At 52.1% G+C, this 17,947-nt stretch carries 16 protein-coding genes; 3 read left to right on the forward strand and 13 right to left on the reverse strand.

What is annotated here, in order from left to right; all coding sequences use genetic code 11:
- Window positions 1–10 precede the first annotated feature (10 nt).
- From napC to napF, 7 genes are read right to left on the reverse strand one after another with little or no spacing between them, the layout of a single operon-like run.
- The gene (gene napC, locus D9738_RS14905; protein ID WP_130260514.1) at window positions 11–613 is read right to left on the reverse strand and encodes a cytochrome c-type protein NapC; all 603 of its coding nucleotides are present in this window, start codon (window positions 611–613) and stop codon (window positions 11–13) included.
- Window positions 614–622: 9 nt separating this feature from the next.
- A complete protein-coding gene (napB, locus tag D9738_RS14910) occupies window positions 623–1,072 on the reverse strand; it encodes a nitrate reductase cytochrome c-type subunit (protein ID WP_000835174.1) in 450 nt (149 codons plus the stop codon).
- A complete protein-coding gene (napH, locus tag D9738_RS14915) occupies window positions 1,069–1,932 on the reverse strand; it encodes a quinol dehydrogenase ferredoxin subunit NapH (protein ID WP_130260515.1) in 864 nt (287 codons plus the stop codon). Before napH ends, napB begins: the two co-directional genes overlap by 4 nt.
- On the reverse strand, window positions 1,919–2,614 hold the full coding sequence (napG, locus tag D9738_RS14920) for a ferredoxin-type protein NapG (protein ID WP_130260516.1): 696 nt from the start codon (window positions 2,612–2,614) through the stop codon (window positions 1,919–1,921). Before napG ends, napH begins: the two co-directional genes overlap by 14 nt.
- Window positions 2,615–2,620: 6 nt before the next feature.
- Window positions 2,621–5,107: a periplasmic nitrate reductase subunit alpha gene (gene napA, locus D9738_RS14925; RefSeq protein ID WP_000778067.1), complete on the reverse strand. Its 2,487-nt coding sequence runs from the start codon at window positions 5,105–5,107 to the stop codon at window positions 2,621–2,623.
- On the reverse strand, window positions 5,104–5,367 hold the full coding sequence (gene napD / locus D9738_RS14930) for a chaperone NapD (protein ID WP_000557378.1): 264 nt from the start codon (window positions 5,365–5,367) through the stop codon (window positions 5,104–5,106). The genes napA and napD overlap by 4 nt, the downstream gene beginning before the upstream one ends.
- Window positions 5,357–5,851 carry a ferredoxin-type protein NapF gene (gene napF, locus D9738_RS14935; RefSeq protein ID WP_000686723.1) on the reverse strand — a complete coding sequence of 165 codons (495 nt, stop codon included), beginning with the start codon at window positions 5,849–5,851 and terminating at the stop codon, window positions 5,357–5,359. Before napF ends, napD begins: the two co-directional genes overlap by 11 nt.
- 108 nt (window positions 5,852–5,959) lie before the next feature.
- On the opposite strand from napF, the gene D9738_RS25455 reads away from it, so the two are divergent.
- Entirely contained in the window at window positions 5,960–6,124 is a 165-nt protein-coding gene (locus D9738_RS25455; protein ID WP_276320297.1) for a hypothetical protein, read from the forward strand.
- Between the two features lie 132 nt (window positions 6,125–6,256).
- Window positions 6,257–6,745 carry a serine protease inhibitor ecotin gene (eco, locus tag D9738_RS14940; RefSeq protein WP_130207134.1) on the forward strand — a complete coding sequence of 163 codons (489 nt, stop codon included), beginning with the start codon at window positions 6,257–6,259 and terminating at the stop codon, window positions 6,743–6,745.
- A gap of 149 nt (window positions 6,746–6,894) precedes the next feature.
- Here eco and mqo read toward each other — a convergent pair whose 3' ends face one another.
- From mqo to ompC, 6 genes are all read right to left on the reverse strand, one after another.
- Window positions 6,895–8,541: a malate dehydrogenase (quinone) gene (gene mqo, locus D9738_RS14945; protein WP_130260517.1), complete on the reverse strand. Its 1,647-nt coding sequence runs from the start codon at window positions 8,539–8,541 to the stop codon at window positions 6,895–6,897.
- A 218-nt stretch (window positions 8,542–8,759) separates the two neighbouring features.
- Window positions 8,760–10,403: a microcin J25 efflux ABC transporter YojI gene (gene yojI / locus D9738_RS14950; RefSeq protein ID WP_130260518.1), complete on the reverse strand. Its 1,644-nt coding sequence runs from the start codon at window positions 10,401–10,403 to the stop codon at window positions 8,760–8,762.
- A 75-nt stretch (window positions 10,404–10,478) separates the two neighbouring features.
- Window positions 10,479–11,129, reverse strand: coding sequence for a DNA oxidative demethylase AlkB (gene alkB / locus D9738_RS14955; protein ID WP_130260519.1), 651 nt, complete (start codon window positions 11,127–11,129; stop codon window positions 10,479–10,481).
- Window positions 11,129–12,193, reverse strand: coding sequence for a bifunctional DNA-binding transcriptional regulator/O6-methylguanine-DNA methyltransferase Ada (ada, locus tag D9738_RS14960; RefSeq protein ID WP_130260520.1), 1,065 nt, complete (start codon window positions 12,191–12,193; stop codon window positions 11,129–11,131). Before ada ends, alkB begins: the two co-directional genes overlap by 1 nt.
- Before the next feature lie 73 nt (window positions 12,194–12,266).
- Window positions 12,267–13,322: an FAD:protein FMN transferase ApbE gene (gene apbE, locus D9738_RS14965; RefSeq protein ID WP_130260521.1), complete on the reverse strand. Its 1,056-nt coding sequence runs from the start codon at window positions 13,320–13,322 to the stop codon at window positions 12,267–12,269.
- 110 nt (window positions 13,323–13,432) lie between these two features.
- Window positions 13,433–14,536, reverse strand: coding sequence for a porin OmpC (gene ompC, locus D9738_RS14970; protein ID WP_130260522.1), 1,104 nt, complete (start codon window positions 14,534–14,536; stop codon window positions 13,433–13,435).
- Between the two features lie 736 nt (window positions 14,537–15,272).
- Here ompC and rcsD point away from each other — a divergent pair.
- On the forward strand, window positions 15,273–17,945 hold the full coding sequence (gene rcsD / locus D9738_RS14975; protein WP_130260523.1) for a phosphotransferase RcsD: 2,673 nt from the start codon (window positions 15,273–15,275) through the stop codon (window positions 17,943–17,945).
- The last annotated feature ends 2 nt before the right edge of the window (window positions 17,946–17,947 follow it).

The following is a 17,947-nucleotide window of genomic DNA, read 5'->3' on the forward strand; positions in this document are numbered from 1 at the left end:
TGACATCCTGTTAAAAACCTGGTTCAACTTCGCGCATATCGGGTAGCTTGTGCGCTATCCCTTTATGGCAGTCAATACAGGTTTGCCCATCTTTCACCGCTTGATCGTGCATCTTCGCGGCAACCGATTTCTGGGCGGTTAAATCCATAAACTCGAAGTTGTGACAGTTACGGCACTCCTGCGAGTTGTTGTCCTTCATTCGCCGCCACTCATTCTGTGCCATCGTCAGGCGATGAGCTTCGAATTTCTGCGGCGTGTCAATAACGCCCAGAATTTTACCATACAGCTCTTTACTTGCTTTGAGCTTGCGTATCATTTTCGGCACAAACTCGTGCGGAACGTGACAATCCGGACAGGTCGCACGTACGCCGCTACGGTTGTTGTAATGCACGGAATCCATGTATTCCTGATACACCGTGTTGCGCATTTCGTGGCAGCTAATGCAAAACTCTTCAGTGTTAGCTTTTTCCATACCCGTGTTAAAGCCGCCCCAGAAGACGATGCCGCCAACAAAGCCGATCAACAGCAGCGTCCCCAGCGCCAGACGGCTGGGGGTACGCCACCATTTCCACAGGCGCTTAATCAGACCAGGCTTACGGTCAGAATTTCCCATAATAACCTCTTATTTCCCGTAACCTTTTGATGGGGTAAAGGTATTCCCCACGATTGGCGCGGTATCGGCCTGCGGTACGTGACATTGCAGACAGAAATAACGACGTGGAGCCACTTCCGCGCCCACTTTGCCGTCGCTGTCCATAAAGTGAGTAGGACTGATGCGCGGTGCGCCAGTGGTGCGATAGCTTTCGACACCGTGGCACTGCAAGCAGCGGTTGGTATTGGTCGTTACCTGATAACCTTCAACGCTATGCGGGATCATTGGCGGCTGATTCACATAGTTCAGCGGCATCCGATCCTGCTCTTTTGGCATCCGAATGGCCCCTTCCTGCGTCCCGGATACTTCCGGCGACTGGCTAAAATCGACGCCATTTGCCGCCCAAACCGCGCCGCTCACCACCAGGGCCAGCATCGCCGTCCATTGACACAGCGCTTTCTTCAGGTCATGGCTTTTCATGATTTCGCTCCCGAACTCCATCGTGTAGTTATTGTAAATACATCCTCAGAACAGACATCCACGCAGCGACCGCATGTCATGCAATCGCGGCTGGTGACCTGCACCGGGCTTTGTTCATCCAGCACCGGGGCACGTAGCACATGCGGTTCCGGGCAAACATGAAAACAATCCATACAGCGGTTACATTTCTGTCGATCGGTGGCCGCAACGGTGACAACACCTTTGCTACCCAACACGCCATACAGCGCGCCGACCGGACAAATATGGCCGCACCAGCCGTGTTCAACGACCAGTAGATCAAATAAAAACAGCGCGAGAATAAGCAGTGCGCCGCTGCCGAATCCCATTACCAGGCTACGCCCCATCAGAGAAACGGGGTTGATCCATTCCCAGATGAGCGTGCCAGTTAAGGCTGAGCCCACCAGAATGACCACCAACAGCACGTAGCGAATGTGGCGAGGGATCGTCGCAGACTGATTGAGGTCAAAGCGCCTGCGCAACCAGTTCGCTAAATCGGTAATCGGGTTCAGCGGGCAGACCCAGCTGCAAAATAATCGCTTTCCTGCCAGGGCGTAGAGCACGGTGATAATCACCGCACCGATCAGCGCCACCGTGGCAGGCAGATGGCCGCTGGCAAGGCTTTGCAGCGTCATCAGCGGATCGGTCAGCGGAACGGTGTCGAATAACAGGCTACTGCTGTAGTTGCCATGCAAGATCCACACACCAAACCACGGGCCGCTCAAAAACATCCCCAGCACGAAGAACTGACAAAGGCGACGCAACACCAGCCAACGGTGACTGCGCCACCAGCCTTTTTTCTCCAGCGCTTCGCGCCCGGCGTCACGTTTACGATTTGCCATTTTTCCCCTCCAGCCAGCCGAAGCGGTAATGGTGACCTAACTCCCCTTTCGCCAGTGACAGCGGTAACACCTTGATTGCCGGTTGTTCCAGCACACACACCTTTTCGCACTTACCGCAGCCGGTACAGGCGTCGCTGTGAACCGTCGGCAGAAAACGGGCGTGCTTACCGGTACGCGTGTTGCGCTCCAGCTCCAGGGTGATTGCCTCATCAATTTTCGGGCATTCGCGATAACAAACATCACAGCGCAGCCCCTGAAAGTTGAGACAATTTTCCTGGTCCACCAGCACCGCCAGCCCCATCCGCGCGTCGTCGATCGATTCGATCTCACGATCCAGCGCACCGCTTGGGCACACTTTGGCGCACGGAATGTCCTCACACATTTCGCAAGGAATATCCCGCGCGACAAAATACGGCGTACCAGCCGACAGACCAGAGGCCAACGTCGCCAGTTTTAATGTGTCGTAAGGGCAAGCCTGAACACACTGACCGCAACGCACACAGGCACTGGCAAAGGCGTTCTCGTTTATGGCTCCGGGCGGGCGCAACCGCACGCCAGATGCGCGTGCGGTTTGCTGTTGTAACCCCAGCGCCACACCCACGGCTGCCAGCCCGCCAGCTGTGCGAACGACATCGCGCAGAAAGCGGCGGCGACCATTTTGAGGTTTCGCTGACCGGGACATAATGGCTTACACCTTCTCCAGTTTGACCGCGCACTTCTTGAAGTCCGTCTCTTTCGAGAGCGGATCGGTCGCGTCCAGCGTCAGTTTGTTAACCAGCTGTGCAGCGTCGAAGAACGGCATATACACCAGGCCCTGCGGCGGACGGTTACGACCGCGCGTTTCGACAATCGAGATCACTTCGCCACGGCGAGAAACCACTTTCACTTTGTCGCCACGACGCAGATCGCGCGCTTTCGCATCCAGCGGGTGAATAAACAGGACCGCTTCCGGGAAGGCACGGTGCAGTTCCGGTACACGGCGAGTCATACTGCCGGTATGCCAGTGCTCCAGAACGCGTCCGGTAGAGAGCCACAGGTCATACTCTTCATCCGGTGCTTCCGCCGCCGGTTCGAACGGCAGCGCGAAGATCACCGCTTTGCCATCCGGTTTACCGTAGAACTTATAGCCTTCGCCCGCTTTCACGTACGGGTCGTTACCTTCGCTGTAACGCCACTGCGTTTCTTTACCGTTCACTACCGGCCAGCGCAGACCGCGTGCTTTGTGGTAGTCATCGAACGGTGCCAGATCGTGACCGTGACCGCGACCAAACCATGCGTACTCTTCGAACAGCCCTTTTTGCAGATAGAAGCCCAGCTCGCGGGATTCATCGTTCAGCTGATCTTCTGCCAGTTCGGATACCGGGAATTTGCTCACTTCCGGAGTGGCATACAGAACTTCGTACAGCGTTTTGCCACGCAGTTCCGGTTTCTTCGCCAGCAGCTCTTCCGGCCATACTTCTTCAGTTTTGAAGCGGCGGGAGAACTGAACTAACTGCCAGAGATCCGATTTCGCTTCGCCCGGAGCCTGTACCTGCTGACGCCAGAACTGAGTACGGCGTTCGGCGTTACCGTAAGCGCCCTCTTTCTCAACCCACATCGCGGTCGGCAGGATCAAGTCTGCGGCCAGCGCACTGACTGTCGGATACGGATCAGAAACGATGATAAAGTTGCGCGGATCGCGCCAGCCCGGCATACGCTCTTCATTAATATTCGGCCCGGCCTGCATGTTGTTGGTACACATGGTCCAGTAAACATTCAGCTTGCCGTCTTTCAGCGCACGGTCTTGTGCCACCGCGTGCAGACCGATTTTCGCCGGAATGGTGCCGCTCGGGATATTCCACTTCTTCTCGCAGATATCACGGTGTTTCTCGTTAGTCACCACCATGTCCGCAGGCAGACGGTGAGCAAAGGTGCCCACTTCACGCGCAGTACCACACGCGGAAGGCTGCCCGGTCAGGGAGAACGGACCGCAACCCGGCTGGGAAATTTTGCCGGTCAGCAGGTGCAGGTTGTAGACCAGGTTGTTGGCCCACACACCGCGGGTATGCTGGTTGAAGCCCATCGTCCAGTAGGAGATGACTTTCTTGTTCGGATCGGCATACAGCTGCGCCAGCTGTTCCAGCTGATCTTTTGGTACGCCAGTCATTTCGGCGGTTTTTTCCAGCGTATACTCGGCAACGAAGGCTTTGTAATCTTCAAAGCTCATCGGTTCGGAGGCGTCAGAACCCGGATTCTTCGCTGCTTTTTCCAGCGGATGGGTCGGACGTAAACCGTAGCCGATGTCCGTCGCCCCTTTGCGCAGGTTAACGTGCTTGCTGAAGAAGTCCTGATTTATCGCATTGTTTTGAATGATATAGTTGGCGATGTAGTTCAGGATCACCAGGTCAGATTGCGGCGTAAAGATGATGCCGTTATCCGCCAGCTCGAAGCTACGATGCTGGTAGGTAGAAAGCACCGCCACGGTGACGTTCTGGTTAGAGAGACGACGGTTAGTGATGCGCGACCAAAGAATCGGGTGCATTTCCGCCATGTTTGCGCCCCACAGCACAAACGCGTCAGCCTGCTCGATGTCGTCATAGCAGCCCATCGGCTCATCCATACCAAAGGTACGCATAAAGCCAACTACTGCCGACGCCATACAGTGACGCGCGTTCGGGTCGATGTTGTTCGAGCGGAAGCCCGCTTTGAACAGCTTGGACGCGGCATAACCTTCCCAGATAGTCCACTGACCAGAACCGAACATACCGATCGATTCCGGCCCTTTTTCTTTCAGGGCGGTTTTGAATTTCTCTTCCATCACATCAAAGGCTTGATCCCAGGTGATTGGGGTGAACTCGCCTTCTTTGTCATATTTACCGTTTTTCATACGCAGAAGCGGCTGCGTCAAACGGTCTTTACCGTACATGATTTTGGGCAGGAAATAGCCCTTAATGCAGTTCAGGCCACGGTTAACCGGTGCGTCCGGGTCGCCCTGACAGGCCACCACACGCCCCTGCTGCGTTCCGACCAGAACGCCGCAACCAGTACCGCAGAAACGGCACGGCGCTTTATCCCATTTAATGGCTTCCTGCTGACCAACAACGGCGCGGGCAACGCCCGGCACGCTGAGACCGGCAGCCGCCGCAGCGGCCGCAACGGCGTTAGCTTTCATAAAGCTACGACGACTGAGTTTCATGGTGTTTCCTCACCTTGCTCTTCCTGCTGGTGATAAACCAGCGACACCGCCAGCACGCCCTCTACGTTGCGTACTGACTCAATGGTTTGGATCAGCGTTTCGCTGTCTTCTGCTTCCACCACCACAATCAACTGACCGCTCGGCGCGTCGCTGACAGCAACTTCACAGCCGGGAAAGGCGTTCAGTTGGGTGCTGATGTCTGAAATTCGTTCGCTTTTGGCCTGCACGACCAGGCTGCAAACTTGCCAGTTAGTGTGCATGGAGATACTCCGCAGTTATGGCTGATACCGGACAACTGGCTGCACATGCTCCACATCCGTTGCAAAGTTGGCTATTAAGTTGCGGCTGGTAGATCCCGGAGAGCGTCGGGCGAAAGATAATTGCCATTGGCTCACAGCTATCCTGACAGCGGCGACATTCAACTGACTGATACGCCAGGCACGCGTCCCCAATGGTGAACTGCAAATCCCAGGCCCTGGTGTGGCGCGGAGAAAATAGCGATTCGGGGCAAGCCTGCGCGCAGGCGTAACAGAAGCTGCACTCGTTATTTTTGAAATTAACGCTCGGATAGCCACCCGCGCCGCGTTGCAGAATGTTGTTTTCACAAGCATTAATACAGGCATCGCAGCGGGTGCAATGGGTCAGAAAATGAGATTCATCACCGGACCAGGGCGGACGGATACCGTTACTGGCTTTGCGCCAGCGACCAGTGAGTATGCCCCGACGGGATGCATCAATCTTCACATTGACCTTCCATCATTAACGCGCTCTGAAAATTGAGAGCGACCAAATAAACCGCATAATTAATAAGCCATTTTTATAGGCGCTAAGATATTAAAGGATGTGTCAAAGATGCATACCCCGATCGGGGTAAAACCTGTAGCAGGATCAAAAGAGTGGCGGGAAGCGTGGCAAAAACGGGCTTTTATTCACATTTCAATCGGTTATAAACAACTTTACATAGCGATAAATTCACCAAAGATATTCTTCCAGGCTTCGCCATCCATCAGCATATAACTCCAAAAGAGAAGGTAAAGTTGTCTGAATATTCTATGCATTATTCATAAAGCAAATTAATAAATCTGATGAATATGTTAACCTTCAGCGACATCATCGGTGAAAACCTATAAATGAAGAAGGAAAGCAAAAATGAAGACCATTCTACCTGCAGTATTGTTTGCCGCTTTCGCCACAACTTCAGCCTGGGCGGCAGAAAGCGTTCAGCCACTGGAAAAAATCGCCCCTTATCCGCAAGCTGAAAAAGGGATGAAGCGTCAGGTGATTCAGTTAACCCCGCAAGAAGATGAATCTACCCTGAAAGTAGAACTGTTAATCGGTCAGACGCTGGAAGTTGACTGCAATCTGCATCGTCTCGGCGGGAAACTGGAAAGCAAAACGCTGGAAGGCTGGGGCTATGATTATTATGTCTTTGATAAAGTTAGCTCCCCGGTTTCCACGATGATGGCCTGCCCGGATGGCAAGAAAGAGAAGAAATTTGTCACCGCGTATCTGGGCGATACCGGAATGCTGCGTTACAACAGCAAGCTGCCGATCGTGGTGTATACGCCAGACAATGTAGATGTGAAGTACCGCATCTGGAAGGCGGAAGAGAAGATTGACAACGCAGTAGTTCGCTAAACTGCTGTGAAGTGCGGCAACCGGTAGGTTAGATAAGGCGGTTACGCCGCATCCGACATCCAACGCCCGAGCCGGTTGCCTGATGCGACGCTGGCGCGTCTTATCAGCATACGCCACATCCGGCATACCATGCCGAATGTGGCACATCATTACAACGCAATATCCGCGACTACTTTTTGAACGGGTTGCGGTTTCAACTGCGGTTTCGGCGTACTGTCTGCCGCCTGCGGCTTGTCGTATTTCAGCCCCAGCACTTCGCTGGTGTACTGCAACTCACGCTCTGTTGCTGCCACATCACCGTTCAGCTTACGTCCATAAGACGGAACGATCGCTTTCAGCGTGGCCTGCCATTGCGGGCTGGAAACACGATCACCAAACACTTTTTCCAGCAGATTCAACATAATCGGTGCGGCGGTTGACGCCCCCGGCGATGCCCCCAGCAGCGCAGCAATGGTTCCTTGCTGGTCACTGACCACTTCTGTTCCCAGGCGCAGTACGCCACCTTTCGCGGCATCACGCTTGATAATCTGTACGCGCTGCCCCGCTTGCCATAAACGCCAGTCCTCTTTTTTCGCCTGTGGATAGTACTCTTTCAGCGCTGCAAAACGATCCTCTTCACTCAACATCACCTGACTAATCAGGTATTTCACCAGATCGAAATTATCCAGCCCGACGTGCATCATCGGCATCACATTAGAGGTGGTGGTGGAACTCATCAGATCCCACAACGAACCGTTTTTGAGGAATTTGGTTGAGAAGGTGGCAAATGGTCCAAACAGCACTACGCGTTTACCGTCCAGAACACGGGTATCGATATGCGGAACCGACATCGGCGGCGCACCGACAGATGCTTTACCGTAAACCTTCGCCAGATGGTGATTAACCACGTCAGGGTTTTCCGAGACGAGGAACTGACCGCCCACTGGGAAACCAGCGTACTCTTTCGCTTCCGGGATACCGGATTCTTGCAAAAGCTTCAGCGCCGCACCGCCCGCACCGATAAAGACAAATTTCGCGCGAATGTTCTGTACTGTGCCATTTTTCAGATCGGCAATGGTGACGGTCCAGGTGTTGTCGTCATTACGTTTGAGGCCGCGGACTTCGCTACTGAGTTGCAGCGAGAAGTTAGATTTTTTCTGCAAGGAAGCAATTAACTGGCGAGTGATTTCACCATAGTTCACATCGGTGCCGATTTCTGTACGTGTCGCAGCCACTTTCTGCTGCGGATCGCGTCCTTCCATCACGAGTGGCGCCCACTCTTTGATTTGCGTGTGATCTTCGGAGTAACGCATACCGCGGAACAACGAACTTTGTTGCAAGGCCGCGTAACGGGCGCGCAGGAAGTTGACGTTATCTTCGCCCCAGACAAAGCTCATGTGCGGAACGGTATTGATAAATGAACGCGGAGTACGCAGCACGCCGCGCTCGACCTGGTGCGCCCAGAACTGGCGGGAAATCTGAAATGCTTCGTTAATGGCGACTGCTTTTTCGATACTGATGCTGCCATCGGCGTTTTGCGGGGTGTAGTTCAGTTCCATCAGTGCAGAATGCCCGGTTCCGGCGTTGTTCCAGCCGTTCGAACTCTCCTGCGCGACACCCTCCAGGCGCTCCACCATGGTCATCGACCATTCAGGCTCCAGCTCGCGTAAATAGGTCCCCAACGTGGCGCTCATAATGCCGCCGCCAATCAACAGTACATCAGTTTCCTGCTCCTCGGACGCTTTCGCTTTTGCCGCCATCGAAACGGCATTAAGCCCCACGGCCATCGAGAAGAGCATGGCAGTCACTTTTTTCATCTTGTTAATGCCTTACTTTTAGTCGCTTTATTGCAGGTGAGATTTGCGCGGCATCAACGGTAACACTTAAGTAACAACATTTAAATAATGTTTATAAATTATCTTCTAATTTTATAAACATTATAATTTCGTTGATTAATTATAGGGTTATTAGAAACGGGGGGGATTTTTAGAATATTGACCTGGCGACAGTATCCCGCCAGGTCAGCGCCAAAATATTATGCCGTCCGGGCAACGGCATCACGCGAAGCAGCGTCACGCTCTTCGCCGGTCAGCTCGCTAAGTTGCCCGTTGCGCATTTCCAGCAGGCGGTCGGCGTGGATGAAGTAGTGATCATCATGGCTGATAGCGAAAATTGTTTTACCCATCTCCTGCATCAACGGCAGCAGCACCTGATAAAACTCACGGCGGAAATGTGGATCCTGATCCGCCGCCCATTCATCCAGCAGAATAATATCGCGTTCTTCTGCCAAAGCCAGCAACAGCGCCACGCGTTTTTTCTGTCCTTTCGATAACTTCAGGTTAACAATACGCCCGTTACTTAACTCAAGCTTATGACCCATTTTCAGCTGCACCAGCCACTTCTCAACCAGTTGCGGGTTAGCAGGTTTGCCCTCCGGCCCCAGCAGTTGATCAAATAACCAGACATCGGTAAACACCGCCGAAAACAGTTTGCGATAATCTTCCGGTTGTTCGCCGCTGACAGGTTTGCCATCCAGCAAGATTTCGCCGCTTTGTGGCTGATACAACCCCGTCAACAACATCGCCAGCGTCGATTTGCCGCTACCATTGCCACCAATCAGAAAAAGCAGTTCGCCACGTTTAATGGTGAGGTTAATCGGCCCAACGGAAAACGCGTTATCCTGATAAGCAAACGTAACATTACGCAGCTCAAGCGTTTGCCAGTTGGGAAACGCCTGCGGACGCGGAAACTCCGCTTTGAAAGGTGCGAGCGCGAATTTGTTCAGCTTGTTAAACGCCACCTGCGCCGTCAGCAGCGTCGGCAATGCGCCAACCGCCGAAAGCAGTGGCGTACGCAGGAATAACAGCGTCAATGAATAGGTCGCGGCAACGTTGGTATCAGCCCAACCGAGGCTATTTGCCATCCAGAACACCAGGCCGATAGCGCCCAGCATCATAATGTTCGACCAGTTCACGGCACTAAGATGGAAGGTGTCTGCGCGGATAATATGATGGCGATACTCTTGCGCATCAGGGATGTAGAGGTTGTTAAACACATACTCGGCGCGCTCGCGATTCAGCGTCAGCTCTTTGCGCCCTTCCAGCACGGTTTGAAAATCCGAGTACAGTTTGTCTTCGGTTTCACGCAGAGTCGCCATATGCTTGTACACCCGCGCCACCAGCACAAAACCGCCCCAGATGGTGACTGCCATCCAGATAGCCGTTACCAGCAACATTTTGCCCGACAACATCCAGAGATACGCCGCTGAACCGATAGTGAGAATGATCCCCTGCACCAGTTCCGGCAGACGCACAAAAGCAATGGTGATATTGCGCACATCGCCGGTTAACCCCGCCAGCAACGAGGCGCTACCGAGTTGTTCGATACGCTCGACGTGAGTATCCAGAATCCGCTTGATAAATTCTCTACGCAGTCGGTAAACGAAATGATGCCCCAGCGTAGTAAGTGCCAGTTGCGATCCCAGTGTTACCGCCATTAACAGCAGCAATAAACCCAGAAACTCCGGCAACACCAGCAGACTGGTATCCGCCGTTTCGATAAGGCGCTGATTGATAAAAGCAATTAAGCCAATGCCTAATGCCGCACTGGCGAGGCTTAGCGCCATCACACTGATAAATGGCCAGCGATACTGCCGCCAGACAAGTACAAGAAGTTCCATGCAGAAAACCCGGACAATGAATTACAGCCCGCAGTTTAAACATCTCCGCGTGCACAGCAATAATAATTCTTATTTTTATTCTTTTTTACCTGCCTGACGGAATGTCAGGTTGTAGCGGCAGTCGGCGGTGAGTGGATGAAACCCCGCTTTGAGCGGTTGAATGCCGTGATAAAACAGCCGTGATTCACCGCCCCACACCACCACATCGCCATGTTCCAGCAACAAACGTTTGAGCGGATCATTTCGTTTCAGGCCGCCAAATTGAAAAATCGCGGGTAAGCCCAGAGAAACAGAAACAATCGGCGCGCGCAGATCCGGTTCGTCTTTATCCTGATGCAGCGACAGTTTCGCGCCCGGGGCGTAGCGGTTGATAAGGCAAGCGTCAGGCTGGAAATCTGGATAGCCCGCTGCCGTGGCCGCGCGCCGACATAAATCATAAAAACTTTGCGGCATGGTAGGCCACGGTTGATTTGTTTGCGGATCAATGGGCGAATAGAGATAACCTTGCCGATTGGTCGTCCAGCCCAGATGCCCGCAGTTGGTCATCGCCACCGACATGGTATATCCGCCAGGAGTGACCATCTGGCGAAACGGCGACTGGCTGGCAATGCCACTGATATCGTGCATCAGTTGTTCCGCAACGTTAAAAGCAAAACGGCGCAAAATCACCGCGCCGGAAGCCAGCGATTCGTGCCACGGTTCAGCATCAGCAAACAGATCCAACATTACCTCTCCTCATGATCAGCTTCGCGGCGCAGCAAGTGCGCTTTGCGCGACACGCCCCAGCGGTAACCAGAAAGTGCGCCATCACCGCGTACTACCCGATGACAAGGGATAATAATAGCTAATCTATTGGCGGCGCAGGCGCTGGCTACGGCGCGAACGGCTTTCGGTTTGCCAATCGCGTTCGCCAGTTGCTGGTAACTCACCGTTTCACCACAAGGTATAGTGCGAAGCGCCTGCCAGACTTGTTGCTGAAAAGCGGTGCCGCGAATATCCAGCGGTAACGTCAGCGGCGTATCGCGGTTATTGAGGCTGGCGATAACCTCACGTATATGTTGCTGAAACGTCAGGTCAGCTGGCGCGTTGTCAGCGGCAGGAAACATCTGACGGAGTTCGCTAATCAACGTCCCGTCATCGTCGCCCAGCAGAATCGCGCAAATCCCCCGCTCGCTTTCCGCCACCAGGCAACGCCCCAGCTCACAATCAGCCAGCGCATAACGCACTGCCAGGTTTTCGCCACCGTGACGAAACTGTTTAGCCGTCATGCCCAACGTTTCGTCAGCTTTGCGGTAGTAACTGCTGCCGTCGGGGAATCCTGCGTTCAGAATCGCCTGGGTGACACTCTCCCCTTTCGCCAGCGATTCGCGCAAGCGACGAGCGCGCCAGGCCTGTTGCCAGGCTTTTGGCGTCATTCCGGTGGTGGCTTTAAATAAACGATGCAGATGGAATGGACTCATCGCCACCTGGTCGGCTAAGGCTTCCAGCGTTACAGGCGTTTCCTGTTCCAGCAGTCGACACGCGTGGGTGATTTTATCCAACCGGTGTTGCTGGGCATTGGCTTTATCAGGTTGGCAGCGTTTGCAGGGGCGAAATCCGGCGGTAAGTGCCTCACTGGAATTGGCATAGAAAGAAACGTTTTCCCGCAAGGCATGTCTGGCTCGGCAAGAAGGGCGGCAAAAGATACCTGTGGTACGCACGGCGAAAACAAATTCGCCGTCGGCGTTCGGGTCGCGGGCTAAGACCAATTGCCAGCGTTGATCGTCAGTTAAGCGTGTGGCGTTTTTCATAATCAGCTCCCTGGTTAAGGATAGCCTTTAGTCTGCCCGGTCACCATCACGCAAAAACCAACAATCTTGCGCTTTAATTTTTTTCGCTCACCAGGAAGCTTTTAAACTGCGGCGACATCCAGGTTTTAAAACTATCACCTTCTTTGGTGATCATATAAACCGCCAGCCCTTCCCGGCGAACGACTTCTTTGGCTTTCTCTGGCCCGAGCACCATCAAACCTGTATCCCAGGCGTCAGCTTCCAGTGCCGTCGGAGCAATCACAGTCACGGACACCAGATTATGTTCGATAGGTCGTCCGGTTTGCGGATCGATAACATGAGAAAGGCGTTTGCCGTCCAGTTCGTAATAATTGCGATAGCTGCCGGAGGTACTGATACCGTGACCATTGATATCCACTACCGCCTGAACCGCGTTTTCTTTATCGGTTGGTTTTTGAATCGCCACTCGCCACGGCTGGCCCTCGCCGTTCATACCGCGGCTGTTCAGCGCCCCGCCCACCGACACCAGGTAGCGAGAAATACCTTCCTGCTCCATCAAGCGTGCCAGATGATCGGCGGCATAGCCTTCGCCGACGGTGGAGAGATCGACATATAAATCCGGAAGATCTTTTTGCAGGTACTGCTGATGATACTGATTGATGACCGTCAGGTGCTGTAAGCCGGTTTTGGCTTTCATTACATCAATTTGTTCCTGGCTCGGAATTTGTACCGGTTGTTGTTCCGGACCAAAGCCCCACAGATTCACCAGTGGCCCGACAGTAATATCCATCGCGCCATCGGTCTTTGCGCCAATACGCAGCGAGGTAGTGACGATATCCGCCATCGCTTCATTTACCGGCCACGGTGTCAGGCTTTGCGAGTCGTTAAAGCGCATCAGAGCGGAGTCTTTTTTATAGGTCGAAAGCAGCTGATCGTCAGCGTCCAGCTGGGTCTGAATCTTCTCTTTGAGCTCGGCACTACGTTTGGCGTCAATGCCCGGGATGCTGGCACGCCAGAAGGTTCCCATGGTTTTGCCTTCAAGAACAGTCACTTCAGTAGCGTGGGTGTTGGCGGGTTGTGGTTTTTGATCGCAACCGACAAAGAAGAGCGTGGCAGCCAGCAATGCCACGCGGGTAAAGTTTATTTCCATATGTGATTATCCTCATGCGAACGGTCGCAAGAGTACACCAAAAAAACGCGTTTGTACGCTCAAAACAATGAAAAAAGGGCCCGAAGGCCCTTTGTCGATAGAAATCGAAATTAGAACTGGTAAACCAGACCCAGAGCTACGATGTCATCAGTGTTGATGCCAGCAGCGCGGGTGAACTGGTTGTCGTCCAGCAGGTTGATTTTGTAGTCAACGTAGGTGGACATGTTTTTGTTGAAGTAGTAGGTAGCACCAACATCAACATATTTCAGGATATCTTCGTCGTCGTAGTTACGACCAGCAACGACACCCAGGTTTTTACCTTTAGACTGCAGGTATGCTACAGACGGACGCAGACCGAAGTCGAACTGGTACTGAGCAACAGCTTCGAAGTTCTGTGCTTTGTTCGCCCAACCCAGGGAACCTACGCGAGTTGCGTTGTAGGTCTGGGTGTACTGAGCAGCCAGGTAGATGTTGTTAGCGTCGTATTTCAGACCACCAGTGTAGGTTTCAGCACGGTCGCCAGTACCGATGTAACCATCGTTGTTCTGCTGCCAGGTACGTTTGGAGCTGGAAACTGCAGCACCGATACCGAAGCCTTCGTAATCATAAGTGATAGAACCGCCGACACCGTCGCCGTTCTGACGCAGAGCGCCACGGCCGTTGGCGGTCACATCTTCGCCACTTACGCTGCCGTTAGTACCCTGGTACTGAACAGCAAAGTTCAGGCCGTCAACCAGACCGAAGAAATCGGTGTTACGGTAGGTCGCGAAGCCGTTACCACGCTGCTGCATGAAGTTGTCAGAACCGTAGGTGTCGCCACCGAATTCTGGCAGTACGTCGGTCCAGGAAGTTACGTCGTAAACAACGCCGTAGTTACGACCGTAGTCGAAAGAACCGATGTCCTGGAATTTCAGACCAGCAAATGCCACACGGGTCCAGGAGTTGTTTTCGCTTTCCGGAGCGTTGCCCTGGATCTGATATTCCCACTGGCCGTAACCGGTCAGCTGGTCAGTAACCTGAGTTTCACCTTTGAAGCCAAGACGCATGTAGGTCTGGTCGCCATCTACAGACTTGTCGTCAGAGAAATAGTGCAGGCCGTCTACTTTACCGTACAGATCTAATTTGTTGCCGTCTTTGTTGTAAACTTCAGCAGCATTTGCTGCGCCTGCTACCAGCAGAGCTGGGACCAGGAGGGACAGTACTTTAACTTTCATGTTATTAACCCTCTGTTATATGCCTTTATTTGCTTTTTTATGCCACTGCATACTGATTAACCCTCATTAATCAGTCGGCAGGTCCATTCTCCCCAAAAATGCAGAATAATCCAACACGAATATGATACTAAAACTTTTAAGATGTTTCAAATATCCACATAGGTATTTCAAAATGTAAATGTGATGGAACTTTTTCAAATTCTAATGGTTGAGCAAATAACGCACTAAACATCAAGTAAGATTATTTCGACCTTTAAAACAATAACTTAATCTTAAGTCTTTGACCGCACTGAATGTTAAAACAAATTCTTCACTCGCAACTAAAATATCTCTCGCTATCATCATTAACTTTATTTATTACCGTCATTCATTTCTGAATGTCTGTTTACCCCTATTTCGGCCGGATGCATCGCATCCGGTTTTTTTTACCCTTCTTTACACATCTTTTATTTTCCTGTGCTACCGTAGCAAAATTATAACAATCGTTAACTATTTCGTAAAAAACGACAACAATTACCGACAAAATCTATCTGCGCTATTTTCCTGATAATTTTCTTCATGCCTGTGGGTTATTTGTACATTAACAACGCATTTGTACATTTATTTACCGCAGCGCAAAATGTGAAATATCGTCGGCTAATGCCTTAACATCAATCAGGTAAGAGTCTGGAATTTCACACTGTACCCTTTATACTGCCCTATCACTTTGCGAAGTTTTAACAGGTCATAAACACGAATGCGTCAGAAAGAGACAACGGCCACGACCCGCTTTTCACTCCTACCGGGGAGCATTACCCGCTTCTTTTTACTGCTGATCATCGTGTTACTGGTGACGATGGGTGTAATGGTACAAAGCGCCGTTAACGCCTGGCTGAAAGATAAAAGCTACCAGATCGTTGATATTACCCATGCCATACAAAAGCGCGTCGATACATGGCGTTATGTGACCTGGCAAATCTACGACAACATTGCCGCGACGGCCTCTACTTCCTCCAGCGAAGGGTTGCAGGAGACACGCCTGAAACAGGATGTCTATTATCTGGAAAAACCGCGCCGCAAAACGGAAGCCCTGATCTTTGGTTCCCACGACAACTCAACGCTTGAGATGACCCAAAGAATGTCCACTTATCTGGACACATTATGGGGCGCAGAGAATGTCCCCTGGTCGATGTACTATCTGAACGGCCAGGATAACAGCCTGGTTTTGATCTCCACCCTACCGCTCAAAGATCTCACCTCGGGATTTAAAGAGTCGACCGTCAGTGACATTGTTGATTCTCGTCGCGCAGAGATGTTGCAACAGGCCAACGCCCTGGATGAACGCGAAAGTTTTTCTAACCTGCGCCGCCTGGCCTGGCAGAACGGCCATTATTTTACCCTGCGCACCACCTTTAACCAGCCGGGGCATCTGGCGACGGTAGTCGCTTTTGATCTGCCTATTAATGATTTGATCCCGCCGGGGATGCCGCTGGATAGTTTCCGTCTGGAGCCAGACGCGACAGCTGCGGGAACCAATAATAATGAGAAAGAAGCGACGGATAGCGTCAGTATCCACTTTAATAGTTCGAAGATTGAAATCTCTTCGGCGCTAAACTCCACGGATATGCGTCTGGTCTGGCAGGTTCCTTATGGCACATTGCTGCTGGATACGTTGCAAAACATTCTCCTGCCGCTGCTGCTGAACATCGGTTTGCTGGCGCTGGCGCTGTTTGGCTATACCACCTTCCGCCATTTCTCTGGCCGCACCACCGAAAGCGTACCCAGCACGGCAGTGAACAATGAACTGCGCGTTTTGCGGGCCATCAATGAAGAGATTGTGTCACTGCTGCCGCTCGGCCTGCTGGTTCACGATCAGGAATCGAATCGCACAGTAATAAGCAACAAAATTGCCGACCACCTGCTGCCGCATTTGAATCTGCAAAACATCACCACTATGGCAGAGCAGCATCAAGGCATCATTCAGGCGACGATCAATAACGAACTGTATGAGATCCGTATGTTCCGCAGCCAGGTCGCGCCGCGTACACAAATCTTCATTATTCGCGATCAAGATCGCGAAGTACTGGTGAACAAGAAACTCAAGCAGGCGCAGCGTCTGTACGAGAAAAATCAGCAAGGCCGGATGGCCTTTATGAAAAATATTGGCGATGCACTAAAAGAACCTGCACACTCCCTGGCGGAAAGCGCAGCCAAACTCAACACACCGGAAAGCAAACAACTGGCGAATCAGGCTGATGTGCTGGTGCGCATGGTCGATGAAATCCAGTTAGCAAATATGCTTGCCGACGATAGCTGGAAAAGCGAGAGCGAGCTTTTCTCCGTGCAGGATTTAATTGATGAAGTCGTGCCTTCCGTGTTGCCAGCCATCAAGCGTAAAGGTTTGCAGCTATTGATTAACAATCATCTAAAAGCACACGATATGCGCTGCGGCGATCGCGATGCCCTACGCCGTATTTTGCTGTTACTGATGCAATATGCTGTCACCTCAACGCAAATGGGGAAAATTACCCTTGAGGTTGACCAGGACGAATCTTCCGAAGAACGTCTGACTTTCCGCATTCTGGACACCGGAGATGGCATAAGTATTCATGAAATGGATAATTTGCACTTCCCGTTCATCAACCAGACCCAAAGCGATCGCTACGGCAAGGCGGATCCGTTAGCATTCTGGTTGAGCGATCAACTGGCGCGCAAGCTAGGCGGTCATTTAAACATCAAAACGCGCGACGAGCTTGGTACACGTTATTCCGTGCATATCAAAATGCCCACTGCGGAACCGGAAGTAGAAGAGGAAGAAGAGCGTTTACTGGATGATGTTAGCGTGATGATGGACATAACTTCCGCAGAAATTCGGAATATTGTCACTCGCCAGTTAGAAAATTGGGGGGCAACCTGCATCACACCGGATGAAAGATTAATTAGTCAAGATTATGATATCTTTTTAACGGATAATCCGTCTAATCTTACTGCCTCTGGCTTGCTTTTAAGCGATGATGAGTCTGGCGTACGGGAAATTGGACCTGGTCAATTGTGCGTCAACTTCAATATGAGCAACGCTATGCAGGAAGCGGTCTTACAATTGATCGAAGTGCAACTGGCGCAGGAAGAGGTGACAGAATCGCCTCTGGGCGGAGATGAAAATGCACAACTCCATGCCAGCGGCTATTATGCGCTCTTTGTAGACACAGTACCGGATGATGTTAAGAGGCTATATACTGAGGCAGCAACCAGTGACTTTGCTGCGTTAGCCCAAACGGCTCATCGTCTGAAAGGCGTGTTTGCCATGCTTAATCTGGTACCCGGCAAGCAGTTATGTGAAACGCTGGAACATCTTATTCGCGAGAAGGATGTCCCAGGAATAGAAAAATACATCAGCGACATTGACAGCTATGTCAAGAGCTTGCTGTAGCA

This window comes from Escherichia sp. E10V5 (assembly GCF_004212315.1).
GTDB lineage: Bacteria > Pseudomonadota > Gammaproteobacteria > Enterobacterales > Enterobacteriaceae > Escherichia.

Coding starts and splice junctions, on each gene's coding strand:
- napA (WP_000778067.1), bottom strand. CDS start 5,107: ATGAAACTCAGTCGTCGTAGCTTTATGAAAGCTAACGCCGTTGCGGCC.
- napH (WP_130260515.1), bottom strand. CDS start 1,932: ATGGCAAATCGTAAACGTGACGCCGGGCGCGAAGCGCTGGAGAAAAAA.
- eco (WP_130207134.1), top strand. CDS start 6,257: ATGAAGACCATTCTACCTGCAGTATTGTTTGCCGCTTTCGCCACAACT.
- napD (WP_000557378.1), bottom strand. CDS start 5,367: ATGCACACTAACTGGCAAGTTTGCAGCCTGGTCGTGCAGGCCAAAAGC.
- ada (WP_130260520.1), bottom strand. CDS start 12,193: ATGAAAAACGCCACACGCTTAACTGACGATCAACGCTGGCAATTGGTC.
- napB (WP_000835174.1), bottom strand. CDS start 1,072: ATGAAAAGCCATGACCTGAAGAAAGCGCTGTGTCAATGGACGGCGATG.
- yojI (WP_130260518.1), bottom strand. CDS start 10,403: ATGGAACTTCTTGTACTTGTCTGGCGGCAGTATCGCTGGCCATTTATC.
- napG (WP_130260516.1), bottom strand. CDS start 2,614: ATGTCCCGGTCAGCGAAACCTCAAAATGGTCGCCGCCGCTTTCTGCGC.
- ompC (WP_130260522.1), bottom strand. CDS start 14,536: ATGAAAGTTAAAGTACTGTCCCTCCTGGTCCCAGCTCTGCTGGTAGCA.
- apbE (WP_130260521.1), bottom strand. CDS start 13,322: ATGGAAATAAACTTTACCCGCGTGGCATTGCTGGCTGCCACGCTCTTC.
- mqo (WP_130260517.1), bottom strand. CDS start 8,541: ATGAAAAAAGTGACTGCCATGCTCTTCTCGATGGCCGTGGGGCTTAAT.
- D9738_RS25455 (WP_276320297.1), top strand. CDS start 5,960: ATGCATACCCCGATCGGGGTAAAACCTGTAGCAGGATCAAAAGAGTGG.
- rcsD (WP_130260523.1), top strand. CDS start 15,273: ATGCGTCAGAAAGAGACAACGGCCACGACCCGCTTTTCACTCCTACCG.
- alkB (WP_130260519.1), bottom strand. CDS start 11,129: ATGTTGGATCTGTTTGCTGATGCTGAACCGTGGCACGAATCGCTGGCT.
- napC (WP_130260514.1), bottom strand. CDS start 613: ATGGGAAATTCTGACCGTAAGCCTGGTCTGATTAAGCGCCTGTGGAAA.